Annotated in this window: 18 protein-coding genes and 1 pseudogene; all 19 read right to left on the reverse strand. The window is 33.6% G+C overall.

Features of this window, described 5'->3' with window-relative positions; translation table 11 throughout:
• Positions 1–7 precede the first annotated feature (7 nt).
• The 19 genes and pseudogenes from N7659_RS01755 to N7659_RS01845 all read right to left on the reverse strand — a co-directional run bounded on the left by N7659_RS01755 (position 8) and on the right by N7659_RS01845 (position 21,615).
• The gene (locus N7659_RS01755; RefSeq protein ID WP_263275525.1) at positions 8–340 is read right to left on the reverse strand and encodes a putative DNA-binding protein; all 333 of its coding nucleotides are present in this window, start codon (positions 338–340) and stop codon (positions 8–10) included.
• Between the two features lie 108 nt (positions 341–448).
• Positions 449–2,137: an ABC transporter permease/substrate binding protein gene (locus tag N7659_RS01760; protein ID WP_263275629.1), complete on the reverse strand. Its 1,689-nt coding sequence runs from the start codon at positions 2,135–2,137 to the stop codon at positions 449–451.
• A 46-nt stretch (positions 2,138–2,183) separates the two neighbouring features.
• Positions 2,184–3,368, reverse strand: a complete 1,185-nt coding sequence (locus N7659_RS01765) for a glycine betaine/L-proline ABC transporter ATP-binding protein (protein WP_263275526.1) — start codon at positions 3,366–3,368, stop codon at positions 2,184–2,186.
• A gap of 143 nt (positions 3,369–3,511) precedes the next feature.
• On the reverse strand, positions 3,512–4,132 hold the full coding sequence (locus N7659_RS01770) for a TrkA C-terminal domain-containing protein (RefSeq protein ID WP_263275527.1): 621 nt from the start codon (positions 4,130–4,132) through the stop codon (positions 3,512–3,514).
• A 24-nt stretch (positions 4,133–4,156) separates the two neighbouring features.
• A complete protein-coding gene (locus N7659_RS01775; RefSeq protein WP_199567400.1) occupies positions 4,157–4,855 on the reverse strand; it encodes a GntR family transcriptional regulator in 699 nt (232 codons plus the stop codon).
• A 127-nt stretch (positions 4,856–4,982) separates the two neighbouring features.
• Positions 4,983–6,068: an endonuclease/exonuclease/phosphatase family protein gene (locus tag N7659_RS01780; protein ID WP_263275528.1), complete on the reverse strand. Its 1,086-nt coding sequence runs from the start codon at positions 6,066–6,068 to the stop codon at positions 4,983–4,985.
• A gap of 286 nt (positions 6,069–6,354) precedes the next feature.
• Positions 6,355–8,526, reverse strand: a complete 2,172-nt coding sequence (gene nrdE / locus N7659_RS01785; protein ID WP_263275529.1) for a class 1b ribonucleoside-diphosphate reductase subunit alpha — start codon at positions 8,524–8,526, stop codon at positions 6,355–6,357.
• Between the two features lie 10 nt (positions 8,527–8,536).
• Entirely contained in the window at positions 8,537–8,926 is a 390-nt protein-coding gene (gene nrdI / locus N7659_RS01790) for a class Ib ribonucleoside-diphosphate reductase assembly flavoprotein NrdI (protein WP_263275530.1), read from the reverse strand.
• An 11-nt stretch (positions 8,927–8,937) separates the two neighbouring features.
• The gene (gene nrdF, locus N7659_RS01795; RefSeq protein ID WP_263275531.1) at positions 8,938–9,951 is read right to left on the reverse strand and encodes a class 1b ribonucleoside-diphosphate reductase subunit beta; all 1,014 of its coding nucleotides are present in this window, start codon (positions 9,949–9,951) and stop codon (positions 8,938–8,940) included.
• 580 nt (positions 9,952–10,531) lie between these two features.
• Positions 10,532–11,278: an ABC transporter ATP-binding protein gene (locus N7659_RS01800; protein ID WP_263275532.1), complete on the reverse strand. Its 747-nt coding sequence runs from the start codon at positions 11,276–11,278 to the stop codon at positions 10,532–10,534.
• Positions 11,279–11,287: 9 nt separating this feature from the next.
• On the reverse strand, positions 11,288–13,636 hold the full coding sequence (locus tag N7659_RS01805) for an ABC transporter permease (RefSeq protein ID WP_263275533.1): 2,349 nt from the start codon (positions 13,634–13,636) through the stop codon (positions 11,288–11,290).
• Between the two features lie 52 nt (positions 13,637–13,688).
• On the reverse strand, positions 13,689–14,975 hold the full coding sequence (locus N7659_RS01810; RefSeq protein WP_263275534.1) for an MFS transporter: 1,287 nt from the start codon (positions 14,973–14,975) through the stop codon (positions 13,689–13,691).
• Positions 14,976–14,992: 17 nt separating this feature from the next.
• A complete protein-coding gene (locus N7659_RS01815) occupies positions 14,993–15,616 on the reverse strand; it encodes a TetR/AcrR family transcriptional regulator (protein WP_263275535.1) in 624 nt (207 codons plus the stop codon).
• A 243-nt stretch (positions 15,617–15,859) separates the two neighbouring features.
• A complete protein-coding gene (locus N7659_RS01820; protein WP_263275536.1) occupies positions 15,860–16,963 on the reverse strand; it encodes a helix-turn-helix domain-containing protein in 1,104 nt (367 codons plus the stop codon).
• Positions 16,964–16,975: 12 nt separating this feature from the next.
• Positions 16,976–17,674: an FUSC family protein gene (locus N7659_RS01825; protein WP_263275537.1), complete on the reverse strand. Its 699-nt coding sequence runs from the start codon at positions 17,672–17,674 to the stop codon at positions 16,976–16,978.
• Between the two features lie 65 nt (positions 17,675–17,739).
• Positions 17,740–18,654: an ATP-binding cassette domain-containing protein gene (locus N7659_RS01830; protein WP_263275630.1), complete on the reverse strand. Its 915-nt coding sequence runs from the start codon at positions 18,652–18,654 to the stop codon at positions 17,740–17,742.
• Entirely contained in the window at positions 18,651–18,851 is a 201-nt protein-coding gene (locus N7659_RS01835; RefSeq protein WP_199575106.1) for a PLDc N-terminal domain-containing protein, read from the reverse strand. The genes N7659_RS01830 and N7659_RS01835 overlap by 4 nt, the downstream gene beginning before the upstream one ends.
• A 259-nt stretch (positions 18,852–19,110) precedes the next feature.
• A pseudogene (locus tag N7659_RS01840) lies at positions 19,111–19,382 on the reverse strand (type I restriction endonuclease subunit R, EcoR124 family); the annotation flags it as partial.
• A gap of 31 nt (positions 19,383–19,413) precedes the next feature.
• Positions 19,414–21,615, reverse strand: a complete 2,202-nt coding sequence (locus N7659_RS01845; RefSeq protein WP_263275538.1) for an AAA family ATPase — start codon at positions 21,613–21,615, stop codon at positions 19,414–19,416.
• Positions 21,616–21,725: the final 110 nt, after the last annotated feature.

The raw sequence follows: 21,725 nt of genomic DNA on the forward strand, positions 1-21,725 counted from the left end.
TTCTTGGTTAGTCATTATTATCAATACTGGTTAGAAAAGATAACTTTTCAATCAGATAAGAATCATCTGAGTATTTTGTCATTAACTCATCTAAAATTTCGCTGCGAACAATATAATCAGAATACATATGAAGTTTTCTCTCGTAATCTTCAAGAATCTTTTCAGTACGCTTAATATTATCATAAACAGCTTGACGACTGACCTGATATTCTTCAGCAATTTCAGCCAAACTATAATCATCAGCATAGTAAAGCTCAATATAATTCATCTGCTTATCCGTCAAAAGTGCTGCATAAAATTCAAATAAAGCATTCATTCGATTTGTTTTTTCAATTTCCATAAGGATATTATAGCAAAAATCTATCTTTTTTAATAGTCACGAAGAGAGCTTTTTAGCAATATCTGGAGACAAGAAAAACAAGAGTTTCAAACTCTTGTTTTAATTAGCTTATTTACCCCATTTTTCAATGATTGCTTTGTTTTCGCTCACCCATTTTTGGGCTGCTTCTTTTTCACTAGCACCATTTTGAATATCAAGCATAACAGCTTCCATGTCTTCTGATGTCCACTCAAAGTTATCAATAATCTGATAAGCTTCTGGATGGTCTTCTTTTAAACCAAGGCGAGCCATTGTTTTAATGCTTTCTGATCCACCAAAGACACCTTCTGGGTCTTCAAGATATTTCAAGTCATACTTGGCAAACATCCAGTGAGGTGACCAACCAGTAACGATAATATCTTCTTGGGCAGAGATCGCTTTATCAAGAGCCGTCACCATTGCACCTGTTGATGAAGGTGATACTTGCCAACCCGAAAGATTAGAATAAGTCTCTAAAGCCGAATCAGCACCGGCCATAATACCAGCTCCTGGTTCAATTCCTGTAATTGTCTTTTTAGCCTCATCAGAAAGTTCTGAAATGCTATTAGCTGAAACATATTCAGGAACTACTAAGCCTAATTTAACACCCTCTAAGTTTGGTCCTAAATCTTCAAGACTATCTTTATAAGTATCATAAAGTTCCGCGTGGGTAACAGGTAACCAAGCACTAACAGAAGCGTCTGTCGTACCTTCTGCGACTGATTTCCAAACAACGGAATTATCAAGCGGCGTTAATTCAACGTTATAACCGTATTCTCTTAAAACTTCTGCTAAAACATTGGTTGATGCAATTTCTGAATCCCATTGCACATAAGATAAACGAATGGTTTCTTTTGTTGTTTTATTGTTTGACATCACATTTTTAGCAATACCAACACCAATCACAGATAAAATAGCAACAACTGCTACAATTTTTTTAATCATAGGTGAGGTTGGTTTATAAGACGATTTATGATTAGCCAACTGACTAATTCTATCAATTAAGATAGCCAGAATAACAAGGGCTAAACCATTTACAAATCCAGCACCAATATCAGCTTTTTGAAGTGCTGATAAGACACCGCGACCAAGTCCTGGAGACCCAATCATTGATCCTGTTACAACCATTGATAAAGCAAGCATAATGGTCTGACTAATCCCAGCAACAATAGTGTCTTTTGCAATTGGTAATTCTACTTTAAATAATTTTTGACGCGATGTGCTACCAAATGAGTCTGCAGCTTCTGATAATTCACCAGAGACTTCACGAATACCTAAATTAGTAAAACGAACCGTTGGTGGTAATGCAAAGATAACTGAGGCAAAAACACCAGGAACCATACCAATACCAAAGAAGGCTACGGCTGGAATCAGATAAACGAAAGCAGGCATTGTTTGCATAAAGTCAAGAATCGGGCTAATGATTTGACGGAAACGATCGCTTTTTGCCATCCAAATACCAAGAGGAATCCCTAGAATAACTGAGATAACGCTGGCAACCAATACTAAGGTAAAAGTATTGATTAAATCACCCCACAAACCTTGGTTATAAATAAAGAGGAGACCAAGTAGGGTAAATAGGGCTAGCCCAAAACTTTTTTTAGATTTTCTTCTAGAAAGAAAGTAGGCTAAAGCCGTTATAAGGGCTATTAAAACAAATGGATTAATAAATGTAAGGTAGGAAGTAATGTAATCCATAGCACTACTACCACCTGATTGGATAACATCAAACAATCCTGAGAAAGTCTTTGTTGTCCAAGTGGTTAAATCTTCTACCATCTCTGCGACGGGTAATTTAGTTTGTAAAAAAATCACAATTCTCTCCTTATTCTTCAGTATCTTTTGCTAACGATTCAATGACGGAACCCTTGATGACAACACCAAGCAAGTGATCATCATCTCCAACAACAGCAATAGGACTAGAAGAATCATAAATCAGTGGTAAAATATCTGTTACTAGAGTGTCGGCAGATATTTTTCTCACATCTGTGTCTAAAACTTCTTTTAAACTAAGGTGTTTTTGATTAGCTTCTAGAGCAGCATCAGCAGTTATCACACCTTGTAATTGTCGCTTTTTATTAATCGCCATTAACATACTAACGTGTTCTGTTTTCATTCTATTTAAAGCCATTTTCGGACCATCACTATCAATGTTTGAAGCCACAGGCTTAATCATAATATTTTGTGCTGTCAGAACTTTTGAACGGTCAACATCTTCAACGAAGTCACGCACAAAATCATTGGCTGGATTCGTTAGTATTTCTTCACCAGTACCAATCTGCATGATTTTACCATCTTTCATTAAGGCAATTCTATCACCAATACGTAGTGCCTCGTTAAGATCATGGGTGATAAAGATAATCGTTTTTTGCACTTGAGATTGCAATTCTAACAATTCATCTTGCATATCTTTTCTAATCAGAGGATCAAGTGCTGAAAATGCCTCATCCATAAGAAGAATCTCTGGATCATTAGCAAGAGCACGCGCTAAACCAACACGTTGTTGCATCCCTCCAGATAATTGGTCGGGATATTGATCTTTAAAAGGAAGAAGTCCTGAATTATCAAGTGCTTTTTCTGCCCTCATCACTCTTTCATCTTTTGGAACACCTCTTAACTCTAATCCAAATTCAGTATTTTCTAATATTGTTTTATGTGGTAACAGGGCAAAACTTTGAAAAACCATGTTTAAGGTGTTTCTTCGAACTTCTCTTAGTTCTTCCTTGTTCATTTTAGAAATGTCAGCACCATTGATATAAATATCGCCACTTGAAGGTTCTATGAGTCTGTTTAAAAGACGAATCAAGGTGGATTTACCACTCCCTGATAATCCCATGATAACAAAAATTTCGCCTTCTTCAACTGAGAAGTTAGCATCATAAACACCAACTGTTGCTCCGGTTTTTTCTAAAATTTCATTCTTTGTCTTATTATCTTTAATCATGTTTAAAGCTAACTTTTGTTTTTTACCAAATATTTTTGTTAAGTTTTTAACTTCTAATTTGATCATTTAATGCCTCTTTCATTGTTTTCTAAATATTTTCATTGTTTTTTCAATCACTGACCACTCTATTCTATAATAATGTGGTCACTTATGTCAAATAAAAACACCTATCAGTTCTAGGTGTTTTCTTGTAAATAACGAAAAATTGATTAACTATTGAAGAAATGTTGCATCCGAAGAGATGACATGTCATTACCAACAAAAAAGAGCTGATCGCCTTTAGTTAAGACTGTAAGGGGGTCTGGTGACAAAATAAAATTGCCTTGTTTTTTAACAGCAATCACAGTAGCTCCTGTGTGCTGCCATATGTTTAATTCTTGTAATGATTTTCCTTCATGAGTGAATTCCCCAATCGTCAACTCATAAGGTTCAAAAGGAAATTCTTTTTTGATAAGACTTGATTGATCAAGAAGATTTTGAACAAGATTGGATAGTTTATCCATTTCTTTTTTTTGCTGTTTAAGATTACTTTGAATATCATGTCCCAATGATTTTAAAGAGTTACTGATATCAAACTGTTTCATATAAGCAATAGCGTTTTCTTTTGAAACAACAATGGCACCACTACCTTGTCTGACTTCTAAGATGTCTAAATCAACTAAAACATTAATCGCCTTTCTAGCCGTTTCAGGAGACACATTAAAAGTACTCGCAATTGTTGAACGCGATTTTATTTTTTCACCAACGCTAAATTTGCCTTCTGCTATTCTTTGAGCAATACCGATAGCCACTTTTTGATAGCGAGAATTGATAAATTCATTTTCTGTCATTTCATTTTCCTTTATTTGGTCTCATTATTTATTTTCAAGGTAAAACTCAAATCGATCACCAACATATTGACTTCTAACATATTCAAACGGCGTGCCATCAGTAAAATAAGAAACCTGTGTCAGTGCTAAAATAGCATGTCCCTTATTAATTCCAAGATATTTCGCCACTTTTTCTTTTGCCACCTTAGCATAAATGGTCTGTTGACTTTTCCCAATCTGATAACCATTTTCAGTTAATGTTTTAAAGAAATGTTCCGTTATTTCAGTTCGATTAAAAGAAGCTATCAGTTGTTCTGGGATACTAGCCACTTCATAGACTAAGGGAAGATCATCAGCATAACGAATCCTTTCCATCCTAATCACATTATCATTTGCTTTTAGGTTGAGATGACGCTTTTCTGTTTCACTGGCTAGTTTTTTTTGAAAAGAAATGAGTTGGCTTGATGGCTTTTTCCCTTGAGAAGTGACAATTTCAGTAAAGCTGGTTGTTCCTCGCATTTTTTCTTGTACTCTTTTACTGGCAACATAGGTGCCACTGCCAATCCTTCTTTCTAAAACTCCTTCTTCAACTAAAAGTGAAATTGCTTGACGAAGGGTCATGCGACTGACACCAAAATCATCTGCCAAATCACGCTCACTAGGTAAACGATTACCGATTTTCCAGATGCCGTCTTCAATATCTTTTTTAATATGATCATGAATTTTAATATAAGCAGGTATCATAAGAACTCCCTTTTAGATAGTAAAATGTGTCAGTCATTGAAATCATTAATTATGTCTACTACACTTCCCAACAAGTAGCAATCAAACATCTACTATAATACTTTTATCAATAAGAAGCATTAAACAATTAATCCTTCAACATAAAATTAAGAACAATTGGATTGTGGTCTGAATACTCAAAATTTTGTTGATAAGTTTCAACCTGATTAACAGTTATATTTGGTGTAGCAATAAAGCCATCAATAATGTAGTAAGCCATATCTTTACTTGATGGATCATAAACCTCATGAAGTGAACGACATGATGGTGTTAAAGTCTCATCTCTTAGTAATTGATAACCATCTGGTAGGATAGAGTCATCTAAAACACCTGGTTTCCAAATATCTTCTGATAACTCAAAAGGTAATTCTTCTAAAGGAAAGAGGGACTGATTGAAATCTCCACCAGCAATGACATAATTACCTTTTTCGTACTCTTCTTTCATTAGGTTGATTAGTTCACGTGTTTGAGTTTCACGACCACCGGTATCATCATAAGCTTCTAAGTGGAGATTGACAAGTACCAATTCTTTATCAGAACCTTCAATAGGTAGTCGAGTTGTCAGTAAACATCTTTTTAAATTGGCAAGACGAACAGGCCACTTGAAAGGAACCGTTAAAGAAACTCGGTTGGCTTCACCAACGTCATAACGGCTATTAGTTAAAAGCCCAGAATGCATTTTACCAAGTGGTGGAAAGGGCACTGGGACAAAAGCTGCCTTGTAATTGGCTGCAAAAAGACTGGGAGAGTGAAAAACTTGCTCAGTAAGATAATCTTGTTCGTTAATATTGTAACTACGTCTTGAATCAAGATCAACTTCTTGAAGAAGTGTAAAATCGGCATCAATTGTTTGAAGAATTTCTGAGATGCCATCTAGATTTTTTTCGACCAGTTCTTTATCTTTAGGAAAGACTTGTTTACCACCATCCATGAAGAAATCTGATTCTTTTCCCATACCAGCAAAGCCCATGTTAAAAGAAACAATCGTTAGTTCTTTGTTTTTTGGAACTGTTTTTTCAACCGTTTTTTCAAGAGGAATCGCAGTAACATCATCTGGTTTAAACTCTGTCACTGTCAAAAATAAGACCAAGCCAACAAAAGCTGAAATGGCTAAAGAAATAATAACACCGATTATTTTTAAAACGGATTTAATCAAACTTCTTTCTTTTTTCATACTCATCCTCCTCTTCTTTAAGTTTATTATATCATAAAGAAAAAGTCATTTTTATATTTATAAGTGAAATTTTCAACAAAATTTTTGATTTTGTATTTAGATAATAAAAGAGATGGTACAAAAACACCATCTCTTATTTTCTTATGATCATATAGGTACTGTGACTAAGGAAATCCTAACCAAGTGTCAATCAGTTTAAAGCCTACTCGATCCAAAAGATAAAAGAGTAAGCAACTAATGACAAGTAAGCATCTTATCAGCTTCTATAAAAAGTGACATTAATTCTCTAAATCATGCAAGCTTCACATAGTTCAGCATATGACTCACCAAGATTGTCAATTAACTCATCTTGATCGTAGAGCTCACTTCCTTCTAAGGTGTCTTGTCTCACACGAACATAATAAATGGAAGCACATTTTTCCTTAAAGGCGTGAATATAGGCTCTATTCAAGTCACGTGTTGTCGCTTTATCAGTCATAAAGAGGGTTAAGGAAATAGCTTGGTCAACATGTTTTTGTGCTGCAGCTACAATATTGATGATTGGTTCTGGTCCAACTTCATAAGCCCCTTGTTGATAATAAACATAGTTGTCATTATCAATCTTATAAGACGGCACATAAACACGACCAATTTTACCTTCTTTTCTCACTTCTACTGGTGAAACGACAGGCTGTAAACTTGGTGTACAAGATGAAAGATAACTAATAGAACCTGTTGGCGCCACTGCCATCAAGTGAGCATTAGCAATACCAGTTTCTTTAATGTCAGCAACCAATTGTTGCCATTCTTTTTGGGTCGGTAAATGGAAATGATAACTATCAAAAAGGGCTTTTATTTTCTCACTTTGAGGCACGATTTCTTCACTAGTGTATTTTTCAAAGTATGACCCATCAGCAAAAGAAGAGTCTTTAAAGCCATCAAAAGCACCGTGTGTTTGGGCAAGTTTTTGAGATGCTTTAAACGCATAGAAAGCCATAGCATAGAAGAACAAATCAGTAAATTCTACTGCTTCTTTTGAATCATAGTAGATGTGGTTAGTTGCTAGGAAACCATGAAGGTTCATGGCACCTAAACCAACTGCATGATTATTTTGATTGCCTTTTTTAATAGATGGCGCACTGTCTAAATCTGAAGAACGAGACACGCTATCAAGTGAGCGAATACTGTGTTCGATTAAAGATTCAAAGTGCTCTGCATCATCCATTGCTTTAGCAATATTGATAGAACCTAGATTACAACAGATATCCTCACCAATTTTAGTGAAACTCAAATCCTCACTAAATTCACTCATTGTACTAACTTGCGCGATTTCTGAGCAGAGGTTAGACATGACAATTCTCCCTTTTTTCTTGTGTGGATTTCTCTCATTGACAGTATCTTCAAACAAGATATAAGGATAGCCAGACTCAAAATGAAGTTCAGCAATCATTTGGAAAAGCTTACGGGCACTGATATAGGTTTTTGTAATGTCATCATTAGCCACCAAAGCTTCGTATTCCTCAGTGATTGAAATGTCTGACATTGGTTTACCATAGACACGCTCAACATCATACGGTGAAAAGAGCGCCATTTCTTTATTTTCCTTGGCTAGCTGGAAGGTGATGTCTGGAATAACAAGACCTAACGACAGTGATTTGATACGAATTTTTTCATCAGCATTTTCACGTTTGGTGTCTAAAAATTTTAAAACTTCTGGATGGTGTGCACTAAGATACACAGCCCCTGCTCCTTGTCTTTGCCCTAGTTGGTTGGCATAAGAAAAAGAATCTTCTAATAATTTCATCACAGGCACAATACCCGTAGATTGATTTTTAATGCCTTTTATTGGGGCTCCAAATTCACGAAGATTAGTTAAACAAAGAGCAACCCCACCGCCACGCTTTGATAGTTGTAGACTGGTACTAATACCTCTTGAAATAGACTCCATGTTGTCTTCTACTCTTAGTAAGTAGCAAGAAATAAATTCACCACGTCTTTTTTTACCAGCATTCAAAAATGTTGGTGTCGCAGGTTGAAATTTATTGCTAATAATATCATCAAGTAATGAAAGGGCAAATGTTTCATCACCATTAGCTAAGAAAAGAGCATTCATAGCAACACGATCTTCAAAGTTTTCTAAAAAGTATTTAGCATCATCTGTTTTTAAGGCGTAGGCATTGTAAAACTTTAAAGCACCCATAAAATTTAAAAAAGTAAATTCTTTTTCGTAGGCTTTTTCAAATAATTGTAGAACAAATTCACGACGATATAGATTTAAAACAGCTTCATCGTAATAATCATTAACTATTAAGTAATCAATTTTTTCTGATAATGAGTTAAATGCCATAGTGTTTGGCTTGATGTATTCTTCTAAATAACTAGAAACAGCTTCCTTGTCCGCTGAAAAGAGATAATTGCCATTCTTATCTTTAAATCGTGTCATTGCATTTAAAGAAAGATATTTTTCCGAGTTTTTCATTGTTTTCCTCTCACTGATATGAATCTAAGATGTTTTGCACTTTTAAAACATCGCTTTGTGTCCCTAGTAACTCAAATTGATGTAAGAGTGGGACTTGTAGTTTTTGTGAAATAATTGGGCCTGCTATCGCAAACGTATCGCCGAAATTAGTATTTCCTGAAGAAATAACTGCTTGACAATGTTTTCTATTTTGTGATGAATTTAAAAAATGAATGACCTGTTTTGGCACAGCTCCCCTCACTTCATTACCACCACCAGCATAGGTTGGTACAATCAAGATATAATCCTCAGAAACAGACAAATCAGTCTTTTTAACTGGGATGCGTAAACTCTTGCAGTTAAGCTTTTCAACGAAACGATGCGTATTATTGGATTTCGAAGAAAAATAAACAACTAACATGTTAAACTCCTTTAAAATTCCCAATCCTCATCAAGTGTTTCTTCGCTAACACCCATCACATAAGATGAGCCATTCCCTGAGAAGAAATCATGATTTTCATCAGCTCTTGCCGATAGTTGAGCAAACACTTCTGGTGAGATGCTAGTTTCTTCATCAGTAAAAGGCGAATCATAACCAAGATTTTGTAAAAACTTACCAGCATTGTAAACACTAAAACGAATGGCTTCTTCAGCGATATCAAATCCTTCATAGAGTTCATACAAGTAGGCTTTTTCAAGGTCGATTAACTGATAAAGCAAGTCAAAAACAAATTGTTTCATTTCTTCTTGCTTTTCTTTAGGTAATTTAGCCACTTTTTGTTGGTACTTATAACCACTATAATAGTTATGAATGACCTTATCACGTAAAATCAGACGGATAATATCAGACGTGTTAGGCAGTTTTCCTCTAGCTGATAGATAAAACGGTAGATAAAAACCACCATAGAGTAAAAATCCTGGCATCATAGCAGCAGCTACTTTGGATTTTAGTGGGTCAGACCCAGTATAAAATGGAATAAGAATTCTTGCTCGAGCCTGTAGACTCTCAGTAGCAACAACCCATTCATGTGCTTCTTCTATTTGCTCACTCGTACATAAGGTTGAGAAAATAGTGCCGTAAGATCTTGCATGAATAGCTACCATAAAAGCAAAATTGGTATAAATCGCCTGTTCATGATCTGTTTGAGAATGTTGAATTTGAGCAATATCCCCTACTGTCGCTTGAATGGTGTCTAAAAGTGTCAAACCCGTAAAGGTTCTAGTGATTAGTTGTTGCCAGTCTTCTGAAAGACCAGTCCATGAGTTTAGGTCATTTGAAACGGGAATCTTTTCTGGTAACCAAAAATTTTGTGTGACTCTGTTCCAAACTTCAAGATCTTTATCATCTTGTAACTTGTTCCAATTGATAGAGCGCATTGGCATCTCTTGACGATTTATAGCCCAGTCGATTGGTGACTGTGATTTGGTAAAGTAGTTTTTACCCATACGATTTCTCCTGTTTAAACTATTTTGAGTTTTTTGGTACACAAAAAGCCCTTCAAATGAGTGCTCATTTGAAAAAAATTTTGCAACTATTTTTGGTTCTAGCAAACTCGGACTAAATCCAACTGTTTTGTGAAGCTATAACACTTCTTTTCACGAGTAATACAAGATTGGCATAAAAACGCTCTCATGCCTCACTTTCTTTAAAAGTATACTACCAAAAAAAAATAAAACTGACAAGCTATTTTTGCAATTTTTATAACCTTTGTAAAAGATTGATGTATAATTAAACGTATTTAAAGACTGTATTCTTATAATTATCTTTATCGATTTTTTCCAGAAAAAAATCTAATATTATTAAAAAGCTTTAAAAATCAAGAGAAATAACTCTTTGAAAGGTTTGATCATTTAATTATTATTTTTAATAAAAATTTTTTTGCTAAAAACACAATATATAGACGAAAAATAAAGAAACACCCCCACATTTTGTGGAAGTGTTGCAAATTTTAGCAGATTACCAAAGTCAATTTTTTAAAAAAGAGTATAGAATTTTAAAAAAAGACTTTTATTAGCAAATGACTTTTTAAAACGATTGTTGGCTAAGCCAATCGATCATCATTTTTTCACGTTGGTCACTATAATCCGTTGGAAGTTCATCAAGACGAATTTGATTAGTTATTTGACCATCTGCTAAAAAGATGACACGACTGGCTTGTGCAGCTACTTTGGGATCATGTGTGACAAGGACTAAGGTTGTTCCTACTTGATTAATATCCTTAAGTATAGTCATCACTTCATTTGATGCTGCAGAATTAAGAGCTCCAGTAGGTTCATCTCCAAAAATAATTTTGGGGTGATTGATCAAAGCACGACAGATGGCTGCACGTTGTAATTGGCCACCAGATACCATTGTGATATCATGCTCAGCCACCTTTAAAATGCCTGTCTTTGCCATCAACTCTTCAGCATGAGCCACTACTTCTTTTCTCGGCAAGAGATTGGCCTTAAAACCTGGTAAGATGATATTGTCACGAATCGATAAGTTTTTTAGAAGGTGAGACTTTTGAAAAATAAAGCCCATTTTTTCCAATCGTAGTTGACTCAATGCCTTATCATCCAATTTGGTTAATTTCTTATTTTCAAATAATAGTTCACCACTTGTTGGCACATCCATTCCACTAATCTGATACAAAAGAGTCGACTTTCCAGAGCCTGATTGACCCATGATAACAAGAAATTCACCTTCTTCGACAGTCACCGTGATATCCTTTAAAACAAGTGTGTCAGAAAACTGTTTTCTGAGATTTTTAACCTCTAATAAACTAGCCATAAGCTTCTCCTATTCATTGATGAATGACAAAATGTGTTCTTTTTTTATTGTCCTAGTTCTTATCCAAACGACAATGCCAACAACCAAAAGTAGTAAAATCGGAAAGATTACATAGTAAATCCCAAAATGACCGATAAATGTTATCTTGGTTATCCCAACATTTAAAAGTGAAAAGAAAGCACTGACTATTTTCTCACCAAAAATCATAGCCAATAAAACACCCAAAAAACTCCCAAGAAATGTGACGATAATCATCTGATATAGGTATTGTTTTCGAATGGCAAAGCTTGTAAATCCAAGAGCCTTTAAGATGGCTATTTGAGACCTATCACGCGCTAAACGTAAGGACACAAACAAGATGAGTAAAAAACTCATAATCAATAAACCAATAAGAGTAACCAGAACTGTTGCCACTTTTATTTGTTGGGTCACTGCTCCAAGAGTTTGATTAAGAAAGACCGAAACATCTTCAATATCAAGGTCACTTGGTAAGACTTGACGCCACTCATTGACTTTAACTTCAGTTCTTTTTTCATCTTTTAACCAAATAAGCCATTGATAACGTGAGGGAGTTAAATGGGAAAAATCCGAAATGGTTTTAGCCGTTAACCCACCATTAGTAATATCTTGATAGATACCAGAAATATGATAACTAACGTCTTCATTGTTGACACGCAGTAAAATAGCGTCTCCCACTCCTTTACCCAGTTCATTTGCATTTAACTGAGAAAGGGCTATTTCCTTATCAGTTTGTGGTGCTTGTCCTACCAGATACTTGAGACCTTTGCCTGCGGTTGGCCCACTATCGATTTTCAAGGTCTTCCAGTCGTTTTGGCTCATTTTGACTTCAAGGCGTACTTCTTTCAATGTTTCAAAACGATAAAGGTCAATATCATTAGCCAAAAAATCTTCAATTTGTTGCGCATCATCCTCAGAAACTTCATTAACTGTCATTGTCATCATAATATCTGAAACAGGAGCTCCAAGATAAGACATGAAATTCTTGTCAGTCATTGTGGTGACCAGCTGACTAGGTAGCAGCATCATCAGGATTAAAAGAAAACTTGTTATCGCAATCAATTTAAAATGAGACAGGGCTTCAAAAACAGTTTTAAATGCTAAGAGAAAATCAAGAGAAAGGTTTGGTAGTTTAGACAAGTTATCTCGACTTTTTTTACTCTTCTTAAAGCCTTTTTCCTCAACGAGTGCCTCCACTATGGTTAGTTTCTTAATAGCTTTCAAAAGCATTTTACAGTAAGTCGTACTAATCAGGTAGATAATGAGAAAAATAAAGACAGGAGTAAGATAAGTCAAGGTATTCGTACCAGAACTGGTAAAACGTTGATTAATCGACTGTAAAAATGTTGGTACGATTAAAAGACTAAGTACATAACCAAGACTCAAGCCGATAAGGATAATGACTCGGTACTTATGGTAATAAAAATACCTGATATCCTTAAAGGGAAAACCAATCGCTTTCATGGTGCCAATATCAGTAATACTTTCTTCTAAACTAGCCATGAGCGTGTATCTAATCGCTAACAAGGCTAGAAAAATCAGAGAAAAACTAACTAGCACAGTCATCGCAACAAGAATAATATCTTCCAGAGCACTAATCAGAAAAATTTGACTGTAGGTGATGGCTGGGCCATTACTTGGCAGACCTGCATTTTCATAAGCAGTTTGATAAGCATTTGCTAGTGCTTGATCCTCCATATAAGCTTCAATGATGTACTCGACATCTTTTGCATGCTCAAATAAATCATCAAAATCCTTATCACTAAGAAGAATCCTGGTTGACGAAACAAGCGAGGAATTCATTTGAGCATCGTGGACATAAGTGGCAACTTTAAACGACTTTTTAATCCCATCACAGGTCACTGTCACCATATTACCAATTTTAATCGCATAGTGGTCTAAAAGAATGTTTGGAATGCCTATCTCACCAGGCTTCAACTGGATAATCTGACGCTTGTCATCCAAAAGAAAATCAAAATCGCTATTTTGCTTCACTAAACCGATATCAATTCTTGACTCAGCAAGAGAAAAAGAATCATTTCCTTTGATAGTAAGATCTGAACCATCAAGATTAATCATGGCAACTGTTTGTCCTTTGGAAAATCCTTCAAACTGAGCATTAAAGCGATTGATGGCTTCTTGGTCTAAGTCACCTTTGTGCATTTGCAGAAAGTGTGGTGGCTTTGCCACATCATACATTGCTGTCATAGACGTCATCAAGTGCGTCACAATCATCGTTGACAGCATTAAAAGAACACTGGAAAAAGTAATAAACAACACCAAAGATAAATAACCAAGGGGATTTCTTTTGATATCATTTTTAATCATCTTTGTCTTCATAACTTTTCTCCACTTCTTGCTTCAAAGAAAAACTTTCTCTGATTTCAATCATTTATAGACTTGTAGGAACTGACTGTTGAGGCGTTTTTTCTAAACTTGTAATGGCCTTACCACGACTTAAAAAAAGAGCAACTAGTAGCATTAAGACACCCATAACGATAATCATCAGTCCTAGCCCACGTCCTTTACCTGTACCAATCACTTGCCCGAGTGAAGAGGCTAAAAGACCATTTTTTGCCATGAGTGGTTCAAATAATTTGTCTGCTAAAATACCTGAAATCAAATAAGCAATGACATAGCCAATCTGGGTTAAAAAACTAATCAACCCCCAAATCCTCCCTTGCACTTCATTTGGCATCTGTATTCTGATGAGAAAGTCGGCACAGGTGTTGACAATAGGTAGTGTTGCAAAGAAAAGGAGTGTGACAGACAAGATGAAAATGATTGACGTTGATAAACCAATCAAACTCATAAAAAGACCACAAAACACCAAAGAAAGTATTAAGAGTCTAAAATAATGTTTTTTAATGCCGATGACACTAATAACAACACTTGATAGCAACATGCCAAAAGCACTCAGTGTTTGGATTAAACCAGCGGTTTTAATACTATCAATAGCAAGCAACATGGGGGTTAGTGCGATTTGAATGAAACCGATGAAAAAACACATTAAAGCCATGAGTAAGACGAGTTGTCTAACGCCCTTATCTTTTAAAAGATAGGCTAGTCCTTCTTTTAATTCCTGCTTGAAAGACAGTTGCTCTTGTCTTGGTTTTGCGTTTGCAATCTGTTTTCTCACCATGCTAACGATACTAACAGTCACAACAATGGTTAGGATATCAAGGATTAAAATCAACTTGATATCAAAGGTAGTCAGTAACAATCCTGCTAGAGCTGGCGAAATAAGATATTTAACATTTCTTGCAATTTGCACAAGACCACTGGCCTTACTGTACTCCTCTTTTGTGAGTAAATCTGTAACCGTTGCTCCATAAGCAGGATCAAGTAAGGAAACAAAGACAGCATTGATGGTGACTCCGATAATGATGGGCCATAAGCCAGTATTTCCCACTTGCATGTTTATCAGAATAAAGAGCAAACCAAAGGCAGAAAACAAATCGCCACAAATCATAAGTAACCTTCTATCGTAACGGTCTGCCAAAACACCACCCAGTGGATTAAGAATTATGGTGGGAAAATAAGCTAAAAGCGTGACAAGAGACACAGAAGCCACACTACCAGTTAATTGATAAACGTAGACAGATAAGGCAAAGGCTGTCATACCACTACCAATGTTTGATATGAGTTGCCCTATCCAGATTTTCATAAAATGTTTCATGGCAAGCTCCTTGACAATTAACGAGAGATATTATCAGCCAAAGAAAAACTCCCAGCAGGTAGGTCAAACATTTTTTCGCCCAAACGTAAGAGTGCCAGAATCATTTCTTGCTTTTCAGTAGGGGTCATCACAATCACCTCACCATCAAAAAGTGACAATGCTGACGTGAGAAAAATTTGGATGTATTGTTTGGGAAAATCAGATTGGAAAATCCCTTGTTCAATCCCTTCACTGACAATCGTTTCAAGAATTGGTGTTAGTTTTTCAATAGCTTGCACCAGAGATTTTTGATAGAAAATACCGTGTTGCGAGTGGTGAACTGTCTCTTTCAAGCGACTATCCACTTCTTCTTCAACATTCATCACTAAAAAGACTTTGAGGAATTTATCAATAGCCGACAAGGACGCATCGCTAGCCACTTGTCTTGCTCGAGCAACAGCCATGTCCGTAATCTCCTCGATAATCGCATCAAGTACTTCTTCTTTTGAGTTGAAATAATAATAAAATGTTCCTTTGGCGATACCAACACGATTTAAAATAGCATTAACACTGGTTTTTTCATACCCATTTTGAGCAAACAAGACCTGAGCTTCCCGAAGAATGTCATGCCGTTTAACAAAATAATCCTTACTAGAATCCATAAGATAACCTTCTTTATTTAAAGTTGTCGACCATCGGTCTACAATTACATTATAATCCTCTTAAACTCATTTGTCAAGAATTTTAGACCATCGGTCTACTATATTTTATAAGGATTAGAGGAAAAAGAAAAACCTCACCATAAGTGAGGTTTGAAGATTATATTTGACCACCAACACTTTTATATTTTTCAACAAAGGCTGATAGTTTTTGAAAGACTGATTGTTTTTTGTTTACCCAATAGTTCATTCAAATTTCTTTTTTAGTTTTTCAAGGAGAACATTAATATTTTTATTATTTCTAATAGCTACAAAAGTTTCGTCATTATAAAACAAATTAAAAACGGATTGTACAATCATTTTATCACTTCTATTTGATTTCTTACCTACGGTAATATTTTGATCAATCCACTCTTCAATACGATTAAAATAAGCATCTCCTTTTAATTCAAAGTCTTTTTCTTTCATCAAGATTAATTCATTTAAAGCGTCTTCTGCATATTTTGAGCCATTTTTAATGTCATGAGTTTCTAAATATTTTTTTGCAGCTAAGAGATAAAAATTAATAACAAGTCCTTTATTTAATTCCTTAATGTTAAATGTATCTATTAATTGTTGCATTCTCTGTGATGTTTCCTTCCAATTTGATAGATTCATTGTCATTTGCTGCATTAATAGATTATAGAGATTAAAAAGTTCTTTATATAAAAAGATTTGTGACTTCTCTTGTGCCAATTCTAAATCTTGTTTTTGAATATAAGCACTTACAACCAATGTTTCGGTTTCAATTAACCGTTCTGTCTCAGGTAGCAGTTCTAATACTTCATCAAACTTTCCTACTTGTAATAAACAAACAGACGCCATACTTGTTGCCAAGTTTTTTAGAGTAAGGTCTTTAGTTTCTACTCTCACTCTTTCAAATAAGTTTATAATATAGTCCATATGTTCTTTTAAAGTATTCTTATCTTCTAAAAACTCAATATGGTTGACTAAAAATAAACCAATTGAATAGATTAACGGAAAACAAGAATAGTATTTTTTAACAAGCTCTTTACTAGTTTCCAAAACAGCTTCAAAAGATTCAGAAGCTACTTTATCCATTAAATCATAAATAATTTTTCTAATTTGACTCTCAGATAAATTCGCCTCATATCCTATTAGTTCATCAATTGTTATATTAAAGTAGGAAGCAATTTTAGGTAATAATAAAATATCAGGGTGACTTTGTCCTGTCTCCCATTTAGAAACAGCAGCTTTTGTTACCATTAAAAATGAAGCTAAATCATCTTGTGTTATATTTTTTTCTTTTCTTTTTTTCAAAATGATATCTGCTATAGCAATTTTTGTCATAGTAAAATCCTCCTAAACTATTTGTCTTTTTTTAATTGCTATTAAAGAAGAAATAATCACGACAAAAGTTAAAATAATCGTAATTACAATTGGAAAGTGAAAAACAGTTGTGTTTGTATTTTTTAACACATCTAAAGAATTAGTGACCAAATAAATCGGAAAATACTTGCTCCAATCAGTTTTGATAGAAAGTATTAGCTGAACAAGCGTCACCACCCCAACAAATGATAGTGTACCAACAGTTGACCCTGTCGTAATGCCACCTAAAAGTTCTATAGAAAGTAGTAACACGCCAAACAAAAAAGGAAGACTTAAGGCAAATAAAAGTAATTCAACGCTAATGGTGTTTTCAAAAAAATACCCGGTATAAAGCCATGTTATAATAAAAGCGATAAGGCAGGAAGTCATCCAAATGATAAGACTCACGAAAAACTTGGCCATAACCACAGCATTTTTTGATAATCCTTTTGAAAATAGATTTACCAAAGTGCCTTTTTCTAGTTCGATACTCATTTGATTACTAAATACTAAAATAAGTGTCAACATTCCCATTTGACCAATGTTTTTAAAAAACTGCGCCCATGAATCAAGTTCTGTTGGCTCAGGGATTTGAATGATGACGCCATTAGTTGAAACTGACTCTAAAATTATTGGCGTCAATTTTGCTATTAAAGAACTTAATAAACCAAATAAAGCAAAAATAATAAGCATTAAAAACAACTTTTTATTCCTACTGTATTCTAATAATTCTTTTTTAATAAAGATTAAGCACATTTTCATTCTCTGGTTACCTCCAAAAAAATATCTTCAAGGCTTGGTTCCATCACTCTCATTTCTTCAGGGAAGATGCTTAAGTTATAGAATTCTCTCATAATGGCTTTACGTTGATTCTCGTCTGTTCCTTCAATAACAATAGTATTATTTTCTTCAACGATACTTTCTTTTATTATTTTATCAGAATGTAAAAATTTCTGTTTATCTCCTAAATTGAAAAATTTGATTTCAATATTAGATTGCCTCTTTATTTCTTTTAATTTGGAAATTTCTCCACTTAAAACATTTTTTCCTTTGTTTAAGATTGCCACATGATCACAAATCGCTTCAACATCAGACAAAATATGTGTCGAAAAAATGACGGTAGTTTGACCTCTAATTTTTTTGATAATCTCTAGAATTTCTTTTCTACCAGAAGGATCTAATGCTGATGTCGGTTCGTCACAAATCAAAATTTTGGGCTGGTTTAATAATGCTTGGGCAATTCCTAGACGTTGCTTCATTCCTCTAGAAAATCCTTTTATTCTTTTATTATCCTTCTCTAATCCTACCAGTTGGAGAAGATAATGGCTTCTCTCTCTAATTTCACTTTTAGATAATCCTGTAATTTCACCACATAGTTGTAAATATTCTTTTGGCGTCATGTAGCCATAAAATTCAGGAATATCTGGTAGGTAACCAATGTATTTATTAGTAGAGGTTTCGCCATAGTGCACCTCTTCATTAAAAATCTTTATACTACCACTATCAATTTTTAAGAAACCTAAAATCATATTCATCGTTGTGGTTTTACCAGCACCATTTTTTCCTAAAAATCCTAAGATCGAATTTTTTGGAACACTAAAAGTTAGGCCATTAAGTACTTGATTTTTTCCAAATGTTTTTGACAATGATTTTATTTCTAAAGCATTTTTCATTTTTCTTCTCTTCCTGTCACAAAATAAAGAATAGGGCCAAGAATTTGAATGATAATAACGATCACTATCCAAAAAGCTTTATTTCCAAATTTAAACTTTTCTTGTTTTAGTACACTTTTTAAAGCAAAAATCATTAAAATAACTTCCAAGAAGATGATAGGTAGCAAAGCTGGTAAATAGTCTTTTAAAGAATTCATGATTATCCCTCCTAATATTATCTTTATAAGTATAATAACAGTTAACATAGTCAATAATCAAGCGACTTATTGTTGACTTTTTTCGTTGAAAGTCAACTACAAGGAAACATAATGATACAGTTTAGGACGAGGATTAGATTTTTTAAAATTATGTTACTAATCGCACATCTATTTTCAATGAGATGGTGTAAAAGTAAGACAGTTACATGAATAGTTGACTCCATAAAAGAAAAACCTCACTATCTGTGAGGTTTGTTGATTATAGTTGACCACCAACACCTTTATATTTTTCAACAAAGGCGGAGAGTTTTTGAAAGACTGACTGTTTTTAGTAAGATAATTAGGATTAAGAGGACTCATTTTAGGAAGAATGTCGTTAAGATCTGTTCCATTTTCACTAACATACTCTTTTTTCAAGGACATAAGAAGGTATCGTCTCGCTTCTTCTTGATTAAGATTTTCAGTACTAATCAAATCGTCTGCTTCTCTTTTTTGTTCTTTCTGAGCGTAGGTAAAGAATTCTTCGATAATGCTTTCTTTATAAAATGGTAATTAATTTCTTTTACTCATTAATGCCCATCATCATATTATAATGACCTTCGTGATTTGTTTTTATAAAAATGTCTTTAAATACTCTTTGATAAGATTCAATTGTTCTGTCTTGAAGTTCAACAAATAGGTCGTCATTAATGCTATGTGAACCATCATTAATCCACGAAATTAGAGAACGACATATTTGTTTATCCTCTTTAGAATCAAAATTTAAAATTAAGTCATCATCACCATACTTTCCAAGCAATTTGAAATAATTTTCAATTATTCTACGCATTATGTTTTGAATTGTTAGACTTGATTTTATATCATTGCTTTTCAATTCTTGCCAAAGCAGTTCATAAGAAGATTGAATGGGATTCTCCATTTCAAAATTTTGCAAACTGGTAATTTTATCATTTTTTCTTAGAATCCAATAGTTGGTCTTATTGCAAGTTTTAGTTCTTCCATCAATAAAAGACACTTCTTTGTGAAAATACACATTATGAGTTAATAGAATTAATTGTTTTATATTTCCTATATCTTTCTTTATTGACTTAATAATGTCTTTTAGAAGAGTACTAACAACAAACAAGACATTACTGTCCAAGCTTGAAATGGGGTCATCAACTATTAAAACTCTTTCATTGTTTACTTCGTCTTGTGAAATTCCTCCTTTTGCCAATTGTAAAAAGTATAGAAAAGTGATAAAAGTTATTTCCCCCTCACTTAAAGTGGATTCTGCAATTGTGCCGTCTTCTCGTTGAATTTGATAAAATCCATCTTCTTGTGCGCGAACAATTTCAAAGTTTAAAAATCCGTATGATTTTAATAATCGGTTAATTTCATCAATAGTTGGTTGAATACTTGTAATATTCTTACTCAAATTTTTAATTTCAACATCTAATTTTCTGTACTCTTCTCGCTTTGCTTTGAATTGACTTTCTAAATTTGAAATTCCCTTTTCTAAACCATCTTTTTTAGATTTAAAAGAAGTTATTTCAGTTTTATAATCCTCAGTGATAAACTTCCAAATAGCTTTAATAAGGTTATTACGTTCACTTTCATAATTTTCAACAATCTTATTATGTGCTTCAATCTCAGCATTAGCTCCATTAATCAACTCAACAATAAAATTAAATTGCTCTTTTGTCGATATCAATTCAACACTTCGACTCGGTTCTTTAATTTTGTTATTTAGATATTGTATATTTGTACTATTTTGACTAATAAGAGTCTTTAAGAAAGCGGAAAATTGATCAATATCAAGTTTAGTATTGCTTAATATTTTTTGTTTTTCTTCAATAGCATTTAGTTGATTTATTATATTTTGAGTCAAATTGCTATATTCCTCTTTTAAACTTTTAATCAACTCAATATCATTTAAATAAGATTCATCAAAAAAAATTTCTAATTGTTTTTTAAATTCCTCAGTTATTGTTTGTTGTTGACAAAAGGGACAAATATCATCCTCGATATAATCTCTACCTTGATTTACCCAATCATTGATATTTATTTTTTGAATCAATTTTGCTATATCTACATCTGCTTTTCCGACTATAATTTTTCCCCAAATTTTATTTTCTTCAATTTTCAATACCTTATCAAATGAAATTAGATTTATTGGTTCGATTCTTTGAGGTCTCTCCCCGAATATTGTTTCGGCTTTTTCTTTTAAATTTTCAAGCGTTTCTAATTTTTCAGTGTTTGATTCTGACTCTTGAATAAGTTTATTTTTAAATGATTCCTTTTGTAAAAAACCTTTAAAAGCCTCCTTAAAATAAGTTTCATTTTTCTTGTAAACTTTTTGCCAAGTTGTATCCCTAAATTGATTTTCTAATTCTTCTTTCTTTTTCTTTTGGACTTCAAGAGTTTCTTTTTTCTTTATCCCTTCCTCTTTGATTCTCTTTAATTCATCAGTTTTAGATTCAATTGTTCTTATATCTTCAGCAGTGGCTTCACCTAATGTAAAAACTCCATTTAATTTTCCTTTTCCAAAGTTACGTTCTCTAAAATTTTTATTATAGACCAAAACATCTAATGGTTGATCATTTGTCCAATTCATTGAACAATCATTATATTTAGTATCAGTTTTGTCATAAATAAAATTTGAAATTGTTGTTTTTCCACTACCATTTGATCCATAAACAAAGTTTATTTCTCTTAATTTTTCAAAACACACGCCATTTTCATCGTAACTTCCAATATTTTTTATTAAAATTGAACTAATCATTCTAAATAAATAAGAATATTAACAAAATATATTACTGTTTTTTAACAACAATATACTATATCCTAACCTTTCTTTTTTATAATTTAAATAAATTATAAAATATTCTATCG

The sequence above is a fragment of the Streptococcus sp. CSL10205-OR2 genome (assembly GCF_025660655.1).
Taxonomy (GTDB): domain Bacteria; phylum Bacillota; class Bacilli; order Lactobacillales; family Streptococcaceae; genus Streptococcus.